This is a genomic window from Pseudochrobactrum asaccharolyticum (assembly GCF_003314995.1).
Lineage (GTDB): Bacteria > Pseudomonadota > Alphaproteobacteria > Rhizobiales > Rhizobiaceae > Pseudochrobactrum > Pseudochrobactrum asaccharolyticum.
Genome location: NZ_QNRH01000002.1, coordinates 12,603 through 29,676 on the forward strand (window position 1 = coordinate 12,603; position 17,074 = coordinate 29,676).

General features: G+C 50.4%; 14 protein-coding genes and 1 pseudogene. 5 read left to right on the forward strand and 10 right to left on the reverse strand.

Translation table 11 applies throughout. The features are described from left to right. Nucleotides 1–220: 220 nt before the first annotated feature. From DFR47_RS22075 to DFR47_RS04760, 9 genes and pseudogenes are all read right to left on the reverse strand, one after another. Nucleotides 221–367, reverse strand: a pseudogene (locus tag DFR47_RS22075) (IS3 family transposase); the annotation flags it as partial. A gap of 119 nt (nucleotides 368–486) precedes the next feature. After that, nucleotides 487–1,995 carry an NCS1 family transporter gene (locus DFR47_RS04725; RefSeq protein ID WP_113943276.1) on the reverse strand — a complete coding sequence of 503 codons (1,509 nt, stop codon included), beginning with the start codon at nucleotides 1,993–1,995 and terminating at the stop codon, nucleotides 487–489. A 189-nt stretch (nucleotides 1,996–2,184) separates the two neighbouring features. Next, the gene (locus tag DFR47_RS04730; protein WP_113943277.1) at nucleotides 2,185–3,999 is read right to left on the reverse strand and encodes a hydantoinase B/oxoprolinase family protein; all 1,815 of its coding nucleotides are present in this window, start codon (nucleotides 3,997–3,999) and stop codon (nucleotides 2,185–2,187) included. Nucleotides 4,000–4,021: 22 nt separating this feature from the next. Continuing rightward, the gene (locus DFR47_RS04735) at nucleotides 4,022–6,115 is read right to left on the reverse strand and encodes a hydantoinase/oxoprolinase family protein (protein WP_113943278.1); all 2,094 of its coding nucleotides are present in this window, start codon (nucleotides 6,113–6,115) and stop codon (nucleotides 4,022–4,024) included. A gap of 90 nt (nucleotides 6,116–6,205) precedes the next feature. After that, the gene (locus tag DFR47_RS04740) at nucleotides 6,206–7,312 is read right to left on the reverse strand and encodes an ABC transporter ATP-binding protein (protein WP_113943279.1); all 1,107 of its coding nucleotides are present in this window, start codon (nucleotides 7,310–7,312) and stop codon (nucleotides 6,206–6,208) included. Between the two features lie 27 nt (nucleotides 7,313–7,339). Beyond that, entirely contained in the window at nucleotides 7,340–8,146 is an 807-nt protein-coding gene (locus DFR47_RS04745) for an ABC transporter permease (RefSeq protein ID WP_113943280.1), read from the reverse strand. Between the two features lie 57 nt (nucleotides 8,147–8,203). Continuing rightward, nucleotides 8,204–9,142, reverse strand: coding sequence for an ABC transporter permease (locus tag DFR47_RS04750; RefSeq protein WP_113943281.1), 939 nt, complete (start codon nucleotides 9,140–9,142; stop codon nucleotides 8,204–8,206). Nucleotides 9,143–9,225: 83 nt separating this feature from the next. Next, a complete protein-coding gene (locus tag DFR47_RS04755) occupies nucleotides 9,226–10,305 on the reverse strand; it encodes an ABC transporter substrate-binding protein (protein ID WP_113943282.1) in 1,080 nt (359 codons plus the stop codon). Between the two features lie 59 nt (nucleotides 10,306–10,364). Continuing rightward, entirely contained in the window at nucleotides 10,365–11,087 is a 723-nt protein-coding gene (locus DFR47_RS04760) for an isochorismatase family protein (protein WP_113943283.1), read from the reverse strand. Nucleotides 11,088–11,353: 266 nt separating this feature from the next. Here DFR47_RS04760 and DFR47_RS04765 point away from each other — a divergent pair, with 266 nt between their 5' ends. Further along, the gene (locus tag DFR47_RS04765) at nucleotides 11,354–12,250 is read left to right on the forward strand and encodes a LysR family transcriptional regulator (protein WP_245416458.1); all 897 of its coding nucleotides are present in this window, start codon (nucleotides 11,354–11,356) and stop codon (nucleotides 12,248–12,250) included. A gap of 285 nt (nucleotides 12,251–12,535) precedes the next feature. Here DFR47_RS04765 and DFR47_RS04770 read toward each other — a convergent pair whose 3' ends face one another. Beyond that, nucleotides 12,536–13,225 (reverse strand): FadR/GntR family transcriptional regulator, encoded by a 690-nt coding sequence (locus DFR47_RS04770; protein WP_113943284.1) that lies wholly within the window; start codon nucleotides 13,223–13,225, stop codon nucleotides 12,536–12,538. Nucleotides 13,226–13,507: 282 nt separating this feature from the next. Here DFR47_RS04770 and DFR47_RS04780 point away from each other — a divergent pair, with 282 nt between their 5' ends. The 4 genes from DFR47_RS04780 to DFR47_RS04795 all read left to right on the forward strand — a co-directional run bounded on the left by DFR47_RS04780 (nucleotide 13,508) and on the right by DFR47_RS04795 (nucleotide 17,034). Beyond that, on the forward strand, nucleotides 13,508–14,269 hold the full coding sequence (locus tag DFR47_RS04780; protein WP_245416487.1) for a transporter substrate-binding domain-containing protein: 762 nt from the start codon (nucleotides 13,508–13,510) through the stop codon (nucleotides 14,267–14,269). A gap of 79 nt (nucleotides 14,270–14,348) precedes the next feature. After that, nucleotides 14,349–15,020, forward strand: a complete 672-nt coding sequence (locus tag DFR47_RS04785) for an amino acid ABC transporter permease (protein ID WP_113943286.1) — start codon at nucleotides 14,349–14,351, stop codon at nucleotides 15,018–15,020. Beyond that, on the forward strand, nucleotides 15,021–15,758 hold the full coding sequence (locus DFR47_RS04790) for an amino acid ABC transporter ATP-binding protein (RefSeq protein WP_113943287.1): 738 nt from the start codon (nucleotides 15,021–15,023) through the stop codon (nucleotides 15,756–15,758). It abuts the gene before it with no gap. Between the two features lie 28 nt (nucleotides 15,759–15,786). Continuing rightward, nucleotides 15,787–17,034: a cysteine desulfurase-like protein gene (locus DFR47_RS04795; protein ID WP_113943288.1), complete on the forward strand. Its 1,248-nt coding sequence runs from the start codon at nucleotides 15,787–15,789 to the stop codon at nucleotides 17,032–17,034. Nucleotides 17,035–17,074 lie beyond the last annotated feature (40 nt).

Here is a 17,074-nt window from a genome sequence, read left to right on the forward strand (position 1 = left end):
ATGGCTTTTGAGGACATCAAATGATTTTGTAAAAGCTCTCAACTGTAGTTTATAGCTATTATATCCCTATTCATCCCTCACATCCCCCCAATAGATTTCTTCATCCTCATAAATCGCCCTAAATCATTAATGTCATCGCACGAGTTGAATAAGGAATAGCGAGGAGGTTCGGTTTATTTGAACAGTTTTCGGCGTTTCGCTAAATGGATTTTCACCTTGATTATGATGCCACCATCATCAGCGCCAGTGCGTCAAAATAAGCCTGATCGGATGTCTTCCGGTCAAGAGATGAAACTTGACATCGAGTATTATAAAAACTTTGATATCGACCTATGCCAGCGCGGACCTTGGATACGGTTTTGTAGACATATCTACATAACCAGCTATAAATGGTCAGATTTAACGTGAGCAGGTCAAGAGCATATAAATATTCCGAGCATCAACAGCTTAGCCCGCAGTCTTTACTGACAACTGCGGGCTAAAGATCTACATATCTTCGCGCGAGGTCGACATACCGCCCATATCCGCCTGCGAAACGCGGGCAAAGCGTCCCTCGCCTTGATACATCCAGCTAAAAGATTTGGACGTTGCGAGATAATCATCAGAATAATTGCTAGTGATTTCTTTTTGCGGGAAACGCGGCAGCACTAGCACTTTCATCAGGATGACATAGAAGATCAGCCCAAGCGGAAAACCGATCAGGAAAGCGTAGGCTGAATAATAGGCGGCAATACCACCCGATGCGAGCCATGCAATCATCCCCGCCCAGTTGATACCGTTGGAATAGCGATATTGACCGGTAGTGCTGAACAGTTCCGGCACATTCACCCGACGATGGCGAATGATATAATAATCCGCAATCATGATCCCGCCGATGGATGCAAGAAATGCGCCGTAATAATTTAAAAATACGAACAGATTATCGAGGATCAGCCACGGAAAACACAAAGTGCCGATAATTCCGGCCAGTGCAACGCTAAGCTTGTAATTGATATAGCGCGGCGACAGATTAACCAGTGTCAGTGCTGAGGGCACCAGATTGGCGGCAGTATTGGTTGACCATTGCGCCAGAACTACCAAGGCCAGAAGAGCGATCAGAGCAAAACCCTGACTTTCGGCCTGGATGACTTCAATCGGGTTCCAGTTGCCGGTCGCAATATAAGAAATACCGCCAATACCGGCGATAAAGGCCTGTGTCAGCGGCAAAGCGATCAATTGTGCACCAAACAGACTTTTGTTGCGGCGTGTGAAACTCTTGGTACCGGGTTGCGTTTTGATAAAACGGGTCAGGTTGGGAATATCAATCGCCATCGTCGACCAAAAGGCAAGATTGACAACAAACAGTGCCAGCAGTGACATGCTTTTGCCTTCATTGACAAAGGTCCAGATATTGATCCCTTTGACATCGGCAATGCCTTCTAAAGTCAGATACATCCAGATCGAAATCGCAATGATGCATGGCGCTGCAAGCGCTGCAAGTTTCTCAATCGCCTTGATCCCCAATGCGGTATTGATCACCTGCACCACGCCAAAAGCCACATACCAGAGAAACCAATTATCAATGCCGAGAAAATGCGAACCGATACCATTGAGCGCTAATGCGCCAAGGTAGGTTTGAATACCGAACCACATCGCGGCAACCACGCCGCGCGAAACGGCCGGTAAATGCGTGCCATATATCCCGAAAGGCGCACGCAAATAGACCGCAAAGGTCAGGCCGTGTTCTGTGCCGATATCGGCAGTGAGCAGCATGAACAGGCCGATAAACAGATTGGCCAGAAAGATCGTGATAATGACAGTGCCCAGTGATACGCCATTTTCCACGCCGGATGCACCGAGTGAATAGGTGGCAATGATCACGGCAATGCCGATCCAGATCCACGCATAGCTATAGGCCGAGATCGGACGTTGATTGAGGCTGGTGGGCAGGATCGCCTCCTCAATCAACGCCTCACTCACCGGGCGTGCTGCGGGATTATCCAGTGCAATTGACATTTTATTCTCCCTTTTTTCTGCGGGCGACATTCGCAAGTTATTTTTCTGATGCGTTATGCTGCCCATAAAAAATCGCAGCCAAATGTTTCGCCACTTGACTGCGATTTGATTGAAGTTCCCGTTTAGTGCATTGTTTTCATTCTATAGATCAGGCCATAGCGATCCTTTATCTTGTGATCCGTTTTAGAGTTATTGTTTGGACAAGGTGGTGCGCAGCTTCGCCGTTGCCTCAACATCCACCGTTTCGTCTTCCAGATTAACGATCACCCCATAGATATCTCTGGCATGATCAGCGCTATAAAATCCGTCCAGCACATCCTCCAGCACCTGCTGCGGCTTGCGATTTAACGGAGAGCCATAGCCGCCGCCATTCGGCCCGTAATAGGCCATCACATCATTGGCCTTCACCGCCTCACCGGAGAATTTGGAATACATGTCCCGAACAGTTTCCGGCGTATCGCTATTGTAAATCAGGCAGCGGCCGGTAGCGCCTTCTGTCCCGCCAAAAACGCCCCAAGGCGCATCAGTATGGCGCTCGGATTCATGGGTGATAAAGCCGGGCGTCAGAACACGCTGCGCCTTGACCACTCCCAAACCGCCGCGATATTCACCGGCACCGGGAGGGGCATCATCGCGCAATTCATAACGGTCACAGATCATCGGAATGTGCATTGCCAGATCTTCAAGCGGATTGTTGCGGGTATTGGCCATCAGATTGTCGATGCAGTCCGGCCCGTCCGAACGCGGACGGCCACCATAAGCGCCTTCATTCACCTCAAGAAACACCCAATAATCACCGCTGGGCCGCACACCGGAATAGGCAGCAAAAGAGATCGACGCTGAACTGCCGGCAATCACCTTGTCCGGCATCACCGGTGCCAGTGCCCGCAAAATCAGATCGATCATACGGTTGCACTGGGTAAAGCGTGCTTCCGCAGAAGCCGGTGATTTCGGATTATAAATCGAGCCAAGCGGCGCAATCACATTGATCGGCCGGAATGACCCTTCATTGGAAGGCACGCGCACATCGCTGGTGCAGGCATCCAGCAAAAGTTTACGGAAGGCCGCATAGGCTGCAACTTTGGTGGAGCCTTCAAAAGGCACATTATAGGCGGTTGGTGTCTGGTCAGCCGAACCGGTCATGTCCACATCCAGCTCATCACCACGCACCCGCACCGTCACCTTGGCTTTGAGCTGCTGACCACGGTTACGGCCATCATCATCAAACCAACCTTCTGCACTATATTCACCATCCGGAATTTCCGAAATCCGCTGACGCATCATTCTTTCCGCATATTCCATCAGTTGCTTTGCCGCCTGAAACACGGTGTCTTCGCCGTATTTCTCCAAGAGCTCCACGAAACGTCTGGCACCAAGGCGGGCAGAGGCAACCTGCGCTTCAATATCGCTGACAATCTGCTGGGCGGCGCGGCTGTTATTGCGGATAAAATTCCACATCGCATTGTTTGGTACACCTTTGCGATAAAGCTTGGTACCGGCAAACAACATACCTTCTGCGTAAACATCCGGCACATCGATGATCAGGCCGGGCGTTGCCGCACCGATATCCACATGATGCGCGGTATTTCCGGCAAAACCGACTAGGCGCCCCTGATAAAAGACCGGCATGACAATCGCCAGATCCGGTGTATGGCTGGAGCCATGATAAGGATGGTTATGTACCACCACATCACCCTCATACCATTCACCGTCCTCCAGCGTGTCACGGATGCCGCGCAAATAAGCAGGGATTGAACCGATATGCATCGGTGTGGATTCCGATTCACACAGCGTGTTGAAATCCCTGTCAAAGAGACCGGCACCAAGATCTTCCGATTCACGGATAATCGAGGAAAAAGACATCCGGTACAGCACATGTGCCATTTCTTCGGCAATCGTCTCAAGCGATCCACGCATCACCTGCAGTGTCACCGGATCGATCTCTGCCACTTTGACCGGATGGAGGGCATTGGGGTGGGTATTGATTGGGGCTGCAATATTCATTGACTATTCTCCCGGATAAGTGTCAGACGACGCTGTTGAAGCGGCCGTTGTGACAAATGCGTGTGTTGCCGTAATCAAGCATTTCAGCCACATAATCGGGCGGCACCAGCGTGGTCGAATCCTGCTGAATGAGAATGGCCGGACCATGCACAACATCGCCGGCAAAAAGCTTTTTACGATTATAGCGTGGTGTCTCAAGCGTTCTGCCGCAATCAAATGTGGTGGTGCGTACAAACATCAGTGCACGGTCGATGCTGGAGTGATCAGTATCGGCGATTTTCGGGATATCAATCCGTTCCACGCTCGCCCGGCCGATCGCCCGCAATGTAATCAACTCAACTTCCGCATTGCGATAACTGTAGCCATAATCAATGTGATGCTGATCATGGAAACTGGTGATGATCTGCGTGATGTTTTCTCTTGTTACCGCACCATCCGGCATGGTTGCACGCAGCTCAAAACCCTGCCCCTGATAGCGGCATTCAGCAACAATCTCGATGCTCTGATCTGCAGGTGGTATGCCGTCTGCATCCAGTTCTGCCTTGATCATCGTGCGCAATTCATCGCTTGCTTTGTTGATACGCGCGATCTGGTCATCATTGGCCTTGGTCAGTTCTGTAATAACCGCTGCGGTATGATCATATTGCAGATCAGTCTTAAGCAGGCCGACAGCGGCTGTGATGCCCGGCGCAACCGGCACGATCACATCGCGGGCTGCAACGGCTTCGGCCAGAGCTACGCCATGCAACGGGCCTGCACCACCAAACGGCATGATCGAAAATTCACGCGGATCGACACCACGCGCCACCGAAGAAGAGCGGATTGCTAACGCCATATTCGAATTGATAATTTTGAGAATACCGAGGGCTGCTTCTGTCACACTCATATTCAGCGGCTTGGCAATTTTCTCCTCAATCGCCTTAAAGGACAGCTCCGGATCGAGCTTGAGACTGCCGCCCAGCGCATGGTCAGGATCAAGTCGTCCCAGCACTATCTGCGCATCGGTGACAGTTGGTTCGGTACCGCCGCGACCATAGCACGCCGGGCCCGGCTCTGAACCGGCAGACCGCGGGCCGACATGAAAACCGCCCGCCTCATCAATATAAGCGACCGATCCGCCACCCGCACCAATGGTGATCAGATCAATCATGGGTGTGAGAACCGGATGCCCGGACACATAGGTGTCACGCGGGTTCATGATCTTGATTTTTCCATCAGGAATAGTGCTGATATCGGCAGAAGTACCACCAATATCAACGGTGATGATATTGGCTGTGCCGGCCATTGTCGCTTCGGATGCACCGCCGATAACCCCGCCGGCAGGCCCTGACATCAGAATGCGCACAGGACGGGTGGCGCAGGTATCAACAGTGGAAATACCGCCATTCGACTGGATAATCCGCAGTTTTGATTCAACACCTGCCGAGCGCAACCGCTGTTCGAGATCGCGTAAGTAGAAGGCGGTTTTCGGCCCGACAAAACAATTCATCGCCGCTGTCGAGAAGCGCTCATATTCACGCATCACATTGGCAACTTCGCTCGATAAAGTCACATAGGCGTCGGGCATTTCCTGCAAGACGATTTCTTTGGCGCGGCGCTCATGGCTGTTGTTGAGAAAGGAAAACATAAAGCCGACAACCACCGAATTGATGCCGCGCTTCTTGAACAGCTTGCAGGCATCACGGATTTCATCTTCATTCAGGACAGTTTCAACATCGCCATGCGGCGGCATAATGCGCTCGGAAATGGCGATGCGGTTACGTCGTTTAACCAGCGGTTTATCCTGCCACGGCACGGTAAAATGCAACGAGAAATTATAGGGGCGCTTATGTCTGCCGATATGCAGAATATCGCGAAAACCGCGTGTGGTTAGCATACCGGTCTCGGCACCATTATGCTCAATCGTAATATTGGTCGCAGTGGTTGTGCCATGCACAATCAGATCAACTTCTGCAGTTTCAATCTCTGCCAAGCGACAAATCTCTTTGACACCGTCAACAACGCCAATCGATTGATTTTTAAGCGTGGTCGGTACCTTGTGATAGAATACGCCCTTGGTACATTCCAGCACCAGATCCGTATTGGTTCCTCCGACATCGACACCAATTCTGGCCATATTCCTCGTCCCTTTTATTGTTTTATATATTTTGAGAAGATTGTTCTGTTCCGACCCGCTAAAGCGGTTCAGTTGATTGATTTTTTGATTTTAATGCGCTCCAGCCACCAACACCGCAGCGTCCTCGCCCCACGACAGGGCAATGTCCTGACCGGCCTTCAGGATTTGCGGGCCACCGGCCGCGGGCGCAGGACGACGCGCTGTCATCTGCACACCGGAATGCGTTTTGATCCGGTAATCGATCATCAAGCCGCGATAGACTGCCTGTTCGATTGTCCCGTTCAATCTGTCCGGCTGATGGTTGGCTGCGTTACCCCCTGCAACTTGCAATATCTCAATCCGCTCCGGGCGCAGTGCTAAAACAAGATCTTCATTCATATTGTGAACACTGCCTGTATCGCGCGCCGATTGCGGGCTGATAGGCACTACATCGCCACCCTTAAGGCGAAAGCGGTTAGCCGCCTCCATTTTGCCTGACAACAGGTTTGTAACACCCATAAACTCAGCAACAAAACGCGAGCGCGGTGTATCAAACACCTCTGTCGGTGTACCAACCTGCTCGACAATCCCCTGCCGCATCACCACCACCTTGTCGGAAATGCTCAGCGCTTCATCCTGATCATGGGTCACGAATATCGTGGTGATGCCGAGAGAATTCTGGATGCTGCGGATTTCTTCTTTCATCTCATGGCGCAAATTCGCATCAAGATTGGAAAGCGGTTCATCCAGCAACAGCACATCCGGCTCAATCACCAAGGCACGGGCAAGTGCCACACGCTGCTGCTGACCACCGGACATTTGCTTTGGAAGACGTTCCGCAAACGGACGCAGACGCACCCGATCCAGTGCTTTATTCACCCGTGTCTGAATGTCCGCTTTTGAAACGCCGCGCATTTCCAGACCAAACGCCACGTTAGCCGCCACACTCATATGCGGAAACAAAGCGTAATTCTGGAAGCCGAACCCCATGTTGCGCTTATGCGGTGGCAGATGCGTGATATCACGCCCGCCCACAGTGATCCGCCCGCTTGTCACATCAACAAACCCGCCGATCATCCGCAAAGTTGTAGTCTTGCCGCAACCTGACGGCCCGAGAAAAGCGACCAGTTCGCCCTGCTTGATGATCATAGAGACATCATTGACGGCGGTTACCGCGCCGTATTTTTTGGTAATGCACTGTAAAACAACATCAGACATGGGAATTTCCATTCTTGGTGATGACGGTCAAAATACACGGCTCAGCTTGGCGTAGCGGTCACTGATAACGAGCAGAACGCAGATGATCAGGATCTGCACACTGGCAACCGCGGCAACGGTCGGATCGAGGTTCCACTCCATATAATTAACCAGCGCGATCTGCAGGGTTGTGCGGCCGGGGCCGACAAGAAACAGTGACTTTTCCAGATCAATGAATGAGATTACAAAAGAAAATAGCGCTGCTGCGATCAAACCTGAGCGGATGGCTGGCAAAGTAATCCGGCGAAACACGGTGAAAGGCGCAGCGCCCAAACTTGCCGCAGCTTCTTCAATGGTGCGGTTTGTCCCGGTCAGTGAGGCAGTGACCAGACGTACTGTCCACGGAAAAGCGATCAAGGCATGGGCTGTGAGAAGTCCTCCCAATGTGCCAGCAACCTGCACATCAAACAGGATCTCCAGTTCAATAAAGGCAATATACAGTGCGGCGCCACCGACTATCCCCGGTACAATCATCGGCGATAATAACAGGCTCTGAATGGCGTCACGTCCGGGAAACGGATAGCGCACCAGCGCCAGACTTGCAGGCACACCGAGCAGCAGACTGATACCGGTTGCGATTACCGCGGTCTGGATACTGACCAGAAAGCCCTCACGAAACACATCCATCGACCAGGCGCGGATATACCAGTCAAATGTATAGCCGGTTGGCGGAAAAGTGAGGATTTTATTGGCGAAGAAGCTTGCCCACACGATGATGCCTAAGGGCAGGACGATGAACGCCAATACCAATCCTGACAACAGGGCATAGATGCGGTTTAAAGCAGCGTTCGACATGTGATCCTCCCAAATCAGGCCGAAAGAGTTCTCGTATTTTAGACAGAAAAAGGGGTCTCATTCACTCCATTTGCGGTAGCGGCGCTGGACGATCACGTTGGAAACGGTGGTCAGGATCAGCGTGACGCCCATCAGAATAAAGGCCAGCGCTGCGCCAAAAGGCCAGTTCATCGCTTTGGTGATCTGCTGATAAACCTCTGGTGCCATCATATGAAACTGCGGGCCACCGATCAGAACCGGTGTGGCATAGGCATTCATCGACAGGATAAAACAGAGCATGGTGCCAGCGAGAAGTCCCGGCAGCGCAAGCGGCAGAACAATCCGACGCAGCACCGTCAGATGACCAGCACCAAGGCTTGCTGCCGCATCTTCCAGATTACTTTCAAGCCCCTGCATCACGCTTTGCAGGGTGATAATCATGAACGGCAACAACACTGACACCAGCCCGATAATCACGGCTGTCGGTGTATACATCAGTTTGACCGGATCAAGCCCCAGCATGGTCATGCTGGAAGTGAGAAGTCCTTTATCGCCGAGAATGACCATCCATGCGGCGGTGCGCACCGCATTGCCCATCAAAAGCGGCAAGATAATCAGAATAAAGAACAACGAGCGCATTTTCGGCGTGGCCAGCCGCACCATAAAATAGGCAACCGGAAAGCCTGCAATCAGACAGATCACTGTGGCCAGTGCCGAAATTGCTAATGTCGTCATCAACACGCTCTGATAAAAGCTGTCCTGCACAAACTTGGCATAATTTTCAAAGGTGAAGGCAGAAATCATCAACTCTGCCGGATCATACTGATTGAAGCTGTAACGAAGCATCAATGCCAGAGGCGCCAACAGGCCAAGCAGTACAAAAATTGTGGCAGGTGTGATCAATCCAACAGCAGGCGGCACCTTTTTAGGCCGTTGCGGTGCGCCTTCCAGCTTGTTCCAGCCGGAGCCGGAGATAACAGGCGCTGGCGTCTTGATCAGAGCTTCTGTTGGTAGCATTGATTTTGACTTCCCTGATTATGTGGCACGACGTGTTAATCACGCCACTGGCTTGTTGCTTTTACCGGTGATGATCACCCCGATTAAACGGCAATGTTTTTACTCCACCATTCCAGCCATTCCGCTGTATTATGCGCAACATAGTCATAGTCCGGAAATTTCAGAGCCGTTTGTTCATCCGCAGAAAAATCAATCTTCTGGCGCAAATCATCCGGCAGATGCGAGGCACTGTTGGCAGGCGCGTAGAAACTTGCTTCTGCCAGCTCGGCCATCGCCTTACGGTCAAGCATCGCCTCAAAATATTGATAGGCCTGCTCAGGATTGGGGGCGCGTTTTGGTAGGCATGTACCAAACATCACGGCAATTGCCCCTTCGCGCGGATATTGAATGGCCAACGGTGCCCCGTCATGGATCCATTGCAGACCACGAGCTTTATAATTGACCGCAACATCAATCTCACCGGCAAGAAGGGCTGCCTGCAAATGCTGATGCGTTGCATAAATACGCGGCGCAGTCTTTTGTTTAAGTTCCAGCAGCCGCTCTTTGCCCGCATCAACATTGGTCATATGCCCGTCATTGATCAGGCCGGCCATCATCATATAATTAAAAAACAGCTGATTGGTGAGACCGATTTTACCTGCCCATTTTGCATCCCACAGATCGGCATAGGATTGCGGCGGTTGGGCGATTTTGTCCTTATTATAAATTAGCACCACACCACTATAAAGCCATGGCACAAAATAAGGACTGGCTTTCAATGCGTCCGGCACATCGCTGAAATTAGCAATTTTGCTTTGATCAATATCGGCCAGAATATCCTGTTTAAACATATCATAGGCATCGGCCTGATTGAGATGCAGCACATCCACAGAGCCGCGGCGCAGACGCCGTTCCGCCAACATTTTCGCTTTGCGTTCGGCTTCCATTCCCAGATCGCGGGTAATCCGCACGCCCTGACTTTCCAGCAACGGCGCTTCAACAAAACGCACGGTGCGGTCGTTCCAGTCACCGCCCCAATTGGAAACAACCAGATTGCCGCCAGCCGCTTGCGCCGGCTTCAATCCGCCAAGTGAAAGTCCGGTCAGTCCTGCCAGTGCGCTTAAACCAAGCAGCGTCTGACGGCGTGAAACCGGATGCTGTAATGCTTTTGAAGTGTCATGCATGCTCTTCCCTCCCGATGAAGAAATGCGCCCTTTCATCAGGGCGCATTCAGTGCAATGACTTATTCTGCAGCTTCCCGCATACCATTGACGGTATTCAGATAGCTGACGCATTCGTCGACGCTGTGCACATCGGCAAATTTGGCGTCAATATCATAAAGATTCCAGGCAACAGCACCCGGCACCCGATCACCGATACATTCACGCACAGCGATCGTGCGGAAGCCGTCAGCCAGGCCATCACAGATTGTTGTGCGAACACAAGCTGTTGCAGTCACACCGGTAACCAGAATTGTATCAACGCCGGCAGCACGCAGAATGCCTGCAAGTTCGGTGCCATGGAAGGAACTGGCACGTTTTTTCAGCAATGTATATTCACCTTCAACCGGAGCAATGCGGCTGTCGATGGCCCAGAGATCCTTGTTTTCAATATTCATGACATCAACAGGGATCTTGTCATGCCACAGGCCCATATCGGTAAACTGGGCATCACGGTCAGTGATTTCATAAGCGGTGGTCACATGAATAACCGGATGGCCATTGGCGCGGCAGGCTGCCAACAGACGCTGCATGCCCGGAATGATTTCATTGTCCATGGCATCCTGATCGCAGGTAAAAGGATTGCCCGGACGGGTCCATGCATTGGCCAGGTCCACGCTGATCAGAGCCGGACGTTTTCCAAAGCCGACGCGACGCTGAAAACCGCGCTCCTGATAGATTTTGCTGGAAGCGTCAAAAGCCTGCTTCAGCATACGGTCCAGTTCTTTATTATCAACTTCGCTCATAACTAACCCTCTTGCCGAGCCGTTTTTCCGGCTCAAATTGCGATGAACGATGATCGGCAGAAATGCTTCCGGCGATTATCTGAACCCAGATTGGCAAATGCTGAAACTGAAATGAATTGGTATTTTGCCAATTATTATTGCGTCTGGTGCATAAATGATTTTCTATGCTGTCTGGCTCGGGAGAAGCCCTGTCTTTGCAATTGGCCGCGGCTGTTGGTTTGCGTCACGGATCAGAGCAGACAGAAAAAATGTTCAGGGGGAACATCTTGATTGCAAATCTCGAATTTGAACTGACCCAATCCTTTTTGGTGGTGGCAGAAGAACTGAATTTTCGCCGCAGTGCCGAGCGGCTGAATATTGATCAATCCGCACTGACGCGCCGCATCCAAAAGCTGGAAAATTATCTTGGTTTCCCGTTATTTGAACGCACAACACGCGAAGTTTCTGTGACCCCTGCCGGGCGGATTTTCTATGAAGAAAATGCCCGGCTGGTGCAAAATTATGACCGTTCCGTTCAGGCAGCAAGACTGGTTGCCGATGGCAAAACCGGCAGCCTGCGGGTGGCCTATATGGCTTTTGCGGCAACCGAACTCATGCCGCGTGCCGTATCGCGCTATCGCCGGCTATATCCGCATATTAATGTCGGCTTACGCTATGTCCGATCACAAGGGCAAAAGCTGGAGCTGATGCATGATCAGATTGATGTCGGCTATATGATCGGACCGTTTGAACATTCGGAGTTCAGTTGCCTGACCCTAGCTGATGACCCGCTTTATGTGGTGACACCCCGCAATCATCCTTTGACACGTAAGCATAATATCGTGCCGGAAGATGTGCTTGATTATGATCTGATCCTCGGAGATATGGCAGAATGGGAGGCATTCCGCTGGCGTCTTAATGATATGTTTGCCGGTGCCGGTGTGCCGCTCGATGTCAAGCTTGAGGCATCCAATACGCTGGCATTAATCGGGCTGGTGGCAGCAGGGCTGGGAATTACGATTTATCCTGAAAGCCTGATCAATTATCTTGGCCACAGTGTTGAGGTTCGGCCGCTGGTGCATCCTGATTTTCGGGTGCAGACAATTCTGGTATGGAAGCGTTCAAACCGCACCAAAGCGGTGCGGCAGTTTGTGGATATTGCAAAGAACCTGTCAATTCGTTGAGGACTTTTTTGCGACATGCACTCCCAGTTGCAACGACTACCATAGTGCAGTCCCTCCCCTACAGTGCTGCATATCACCGTTCAAAGGGGAAAAGCCAAAATTTCAACACACGATGACACCGTGAGGCCTCAACGGGCTTAAACGCCAGGAATGGCGCTCAGGCTGAGTATACACAACCTTAAATCCGTGTCATCCAATGGAGCAGACCACACTATATTTTCGTAGGTTGAAATACAGATAATCATTACGAGAAACGCTTATATATTCAATTCATTACTCTTTGGATTATGGGGCAAGCCCTGCACAACGAGCCGTGTTGAGAATGTGGTTTTCCATTTCTCTTTGCGCTAATAAACCATCATGTGCACGCAACGCCGCGATAATCCGCCGATGTTCGGCAATAGAGGCACGCATCCGCGCAGGCTCTGTGATCGGAATAGGATGCCGTTGAGTTTCCGAAATCTGTTCCCTAACCATCTGATATAGTGATCTCAACATAGCATTACTGCAACTGGAAGCGATAATGGCGTGAAACTCAAGGTCGGCTTCAACATTGGAAAGCAAATCCTGACGTGCCCAGCATTCTTCCATTTGTTGCGTTAAATTTTCCATCTGATCAAGCTGGCTTGCAGCCAGTCTTCCTGCGGCCAGACTGGTAATGCGCCCTTCCAGCATAATCCGCGTCTGAAAAACATCAAATGCCGAATAGCTGTCTGAATAACGCCACGATGCCATATGACTGGATGATGATGGCTTACCACCCACAACAAAGGTCCCGCGACCTGTTTCGGTTTCAAGCAGGCCAAGTGTCTCCAAAGTCAGCAATGCTTCTCTCAATGATGCACGACTGACACCCAGCTGCTGAGAAAACTCCCGCTGCGACGGAATTTTATCACCCGACTGAAACTCCCCCGTCTGTATCATGCCCTGAATTTTACGGGCCACTGACTGCGGAACCAGAGTTTTATTTAACATTATAAGTCCCGTCATCATTTCACTTAATATGGACTTCGCGTATCAAAACCCATGTAGTCGTTCTGTTTGCAGACAACACGCCCAGTTGCCCGAGCGATAGATACATAAATATCAACCTTATTTATCCTTACCCTGCCTTGCAAACAGTAAGTATGTGTGCTTTCTTCCTATCAACTGGTCTGACCAGTCTGACCAGTAAACAAAACTAGATTAACTAGTAAAAAAGAACAAGGGGAACTTATGAAAACGCTTCAGATCATAAAAGCATCTGTCATAACAGGCATGCTCACTTGTGCCGGATTGGCTATTCAACCTGCGAATGCAGCTGACCTGACCGTTGGCGCCAATATCGGCAATGTTCCATGGGAATTCCAAGACGAGACAGGTAAGGACGTTGGCTTCGAAATCGATCTGGTCAATGAAATTGCCAAGCAAATGGGCAAATCAGTCGAGATCGTCAACATCCCGTTTAATGGGCTGTTTTCTGCGGTACAATCAGGCCGCATTAATATGGCAGTTTCGTCCATAACCATCACGGATAAACGTTTAGAGTCAGTCACTTTTGCACAACCATATTATGACAGCGACCAATCATTGACCGCACTGTCTTCCAGTGGCTTCACCAGCCTGAAAGATATGGAAAACAAAGTCATCGGCGTTGATACCGGTTCTACCGGCGATATGTGGGTTACCAACAATAAAGCAGAATATAAGCTTGGAGAAATCCGTAGTTTCGAGGGGCTTTCATCTGCCATGCTTGATCTGGCGGCCGGACGCATTGACGGCTACATCAGCGACATTCCTGCCCTGCAATATTACGTCAAAGATAAACCGGAACTGAAAGTTATCGAGCGTATCCCCACCGGCGAGAAATATTCGGTGATGTTCAAAAAGAATGATCCGCTGGCAAACGAAGTCAACGATGTGATCTCAAAGCTCAAAGAGCAAGGCTACATCGCCAAGCTCCATGAAACATGGTTCGGCGCAAAAGCAGATGAGGGAACCTCAACGGTCAAGATCATGGATATGCCCGCTGCAAAATAATGGCAGCGAATAACGCAAATATTCATTCTGGACGGCGATATTTTCGCCGTCCACCTGATCAAATAAAGGCCATAGCGCTATGGAAGTCCTCGATACATTTTTCAATATACCCGTCCTGATAAGGACATTCCCGCTGCTGCTGTCCGGCCTGCTGGTAACCATCAAGATCGGCATTACCAGTATTATTGCCGGCCTTGTCGGCGGGTTAGCTTTGGCATTGATCCGGCTCTACGCACCCCGCTTTTTGCAAATATCTGCGAAAATTTACATTGATATTTTTCGCTCTATCCCGCTCTTGGTGCTTCTGATTATTGTCTATTACGCACTGCCTTTCGTCGGAATTCGATTATCCCCGTTTTTCTCTGCAGTAGTCGCCCTGACGTTGGTTTCAGCCGCCTATACAGCAGAAATATTTCGTGCAGGTATTGAAGCCGTCCCACACGGACAATTCGAAGCCTCGGCCGCGCTTGGCCTCTCCCCGCGACATAGAATGATGGATGTGATCCTGCCACAGGCAGTTAAAATCGTTATTCCGCCTTTGACCAACAATTGCATAAACGTACTCAAGGACACAGCACTGGCCTCGGTTGTTGCTATGCCGGATCTTCTTAAACAAGCCACGCAAGCACAGGCACTGGCTGCCAATCCTACCCCCCTGATTGGCGCAGCCCTGATCTATCTCGCATTATTATGGCCGCTTGTTGTGATTGTCGCGCATCTCGAAAAACGCTTTAACCGGGGGGCACGCTAAATGAAGCCGCTTATTGAAATTAAGGATTTAAAAAAATCCTACGGCCACCTACAGATTTTGCATGGCATAGATCTCACTATTGCTGAGGGCGAAGTTGTCTGCATTATCGGACCATCCGGATCGGGTAAGTCAACTCTGATCCGTTGCATCAACTATCTTGAACCATTTTCCACCGACAGCAGTATCACTGTAGATGGCATGAAGGTCGGACGCGGAAAAAACCTCGCAAAAGTGCGTGCTGAAGTTGGTATGGTGTTCCAATCCTTCAATCTTTTTCCCCATTTGACTGTTTTAAAAAACGTCATGCTGGCACCGATGCGTGTTCGAGGCACATCGGCAAATGAAGCAGCCAGAAAGGCACATGAGTTATTGGCGCGTGTAGGCATTTCTGAGCAGGCCGACAAATATCCCGGCAACCTCTCCGGCGGACAGCAGCAACGTGTCGCCATTGCCAGAGCGCTGGCTATGGAACCTAAAGCCCTACTGTTTGATGAGCCGACCTCCGCGCTTGATCCGGAGATGGTAGGCGAAGTTCTTGATGTGATGAAAAACCTTGCAGATGCAGGTGTGACGATGATTGTTGTCACTCATGAAATGGGCTTTGCGCGGCAGGTCGCTGACCGCGTTGTCCTCATGGATAGTGGCCGCATTATCGAAACCGGAACACCGACGCAAATCTTCGACAACCCGAAGGAAGAGAGAACCAAGAGTTTTCTGCGCGCCGTCCTTAATCATTAAAATTACTATGCCGTCTGGAGGATAAAATATGCAACAGCCTCATAAGCTGGATATCGATTATGTACGCAGCCAATTTCCTGGTTTGCAAAGTGAGTGGACATTTTTTGACAATGCCGGTGGCTCACAAATTCTCAAAAAAGCCGTTGAACGAATGAACAGCTTTCTGTTCAACAAAAATGTACAGATCGGTGGCAGTTACGAAATTTCCCAGCAAGCGTCCCAGGCTTTACAAGATGCCCGAATTGCGGCGATGCAGCTGGTCAATGCTTCTCGACCTGAAGAGATTGTATTCGGCAGTTCCACCACCGTATTGCTGCAAAACTTAGCACAAGCAATGATAAGTCAGCTGTCTGCTGGCGACGAGATTATTGTCACCATATCAGACCATGAGTCCAATATCGGCCCGTGGGACAGATTGCGTGCAGCAGGTATTGTCATCAAGTTCTGGCCCCTGAATAAGCAAACCTATTCACTGGATCTTGCAGATCTCGAACCTATAATGTCTGACAGGACACGACTGGTTTGCGTAACTCATGTTTCCAATATTCTGGGTACAATCAACCCAATTGAGGAGATTGCAGAGTTTGTACATGCGCGAGGTGCACGAATTTGTGTCGATGCAGTCGCCTATGCACCACACCGTGCCGTTGATGTACAGGCATGGAATGTTGATTACTACGTTTTCAGTTTCTACAAAACCTACGGTCCGCATTATGCAATGATGTATGGCAAATTCAGCCATTTGCTCGAGCTTGATCCGCTCTATCATTATTTTTACGGCAGAGAGAAAGTTCCGGGAAAGCTGGAGCCGGGCAACCCGAATTATGAACTGGCTTATGCGACAGTCGGTATCGTTGATTACTTATGCGAGCTGGGAACGCGTGCAGGATCAAACGGTGATACGCGTGAGAAAATCGTCACCGCATATGATGCGATCGCACAGCAAGAAGATGCGCTGACCGAGCGCTTGTTGTCCTACCTGCACAGCCGAAATGATTGCCGCATCATCGGTCAATCTGCCAAGCGTGATGGACAGCGTATTCCGACAATCAGCTTTGTTCTTGATGGTCACGATTCCGCAGAAATCTGCAAATCGATGGATGCCTATAAAATAGCCATCCGGTTTGGCGATTTTCATGCCCGCCGACTGATTGAATATCTCGACCTCACACCGAGCAATGGAACTGTGCGTGTTTCAATGGTGCATTACAACACAATCAGCGAGGTTGATGCATTAATCGCTGCCTTCGATCAGATCCTTGGAAAAACTGTGTAACCGTAAATTCCAAAGTTCCTCTGTTCATAAATTCTACCCC

Coding starts and splice junctions, on each gene's coding strand:
- DFR47_RS04725 (WP_113943276.1), bottom strand. CDS start 1,995: ATGTCAATTGCACTGGATAATCCCGCAGCACGCCCGGTGAGTGAGGCG.
- DFR47_RS04730 (WP_113943277.1), bottom strand. CDS start 3,999: ATGAATATTGCAGCCCCAATCAATACCCACCCCAATGCCCTCCATCCG.
- DFR47_RS04735 (WP_113943278.1), bottom strand. CDS start 6,115: ATGGCCAGAATTGGTGTCGATGTCGGAGGAACCAATACGGATCTGGTG.
- DFR47_RS04740 (WP_113943279.1), bottom strand. CDS start 7,312: ATGTCTGATGTTGTTTTACAGTGCATTACCAAAAAATACGGCGCGGTA.
- DFR47_RS04745 (WP_113943280.1), bottom strand. CDS start 8,146: ATGTCGAACGCTGCTTTAAACCGCATCTATGCCCTGTTGTCAGGATTG.
- DFR47_RS04750 (WP_113943281.1), bottom strand. CDS start 9,142: ATGCTACCAACAGAAGCTCTGATCAAGACGCCAGCGCCTGTTATCTCC.
- DFR47_RS04755 (WP_113943282.1), bottom strand. CDS start 10,305: ATGCATGACACTTCAAAAGCATTACAGCATCCGGTTTCACGCCGTCAG.
- DFR47_RS04760 (WP_113943283.1), bottom strand. CDS start 11,087: ATGAGCGAAGTTGATAATAAAGAACTGGACCGTATGCTGAAGCAGGCT.
- DFR47_RS04770 (WP_113943284.1), bottom strand. CDS start 13,225: ATGTTAAATAAAACTCTGGTTCCGCAGTCAGTGGCCCGTAAAATTCAG.
- DFR47_RS04780 (WP_245416487.1), top strand. CDS start 13,508: ATGCTCACTTGTGCCGGATTGGCTATTCAACCTGCGAATGCAGCTGAC.
- DFR47_RS04785 (WP_113943286.1), top strand. CDS start 14,349: ATGGAAGTCCTCGATACATTTTTCAATATACCCGTCCTGATAAGGACA.
- DFR47_RS04790 (WP_113943287.1), top strand. CDS start 15,021: ATGAAGCCGCTTATTGAAATTAAGGATTTAAAAAAATCCTACGGCCAC.
- DFR47_RS04795 (WP_113943288.1), top strand. CDS start 15,787: ATGCAACAGCCTCATAAGCTGGATATCGATTATGTACGCAGCCAATTT.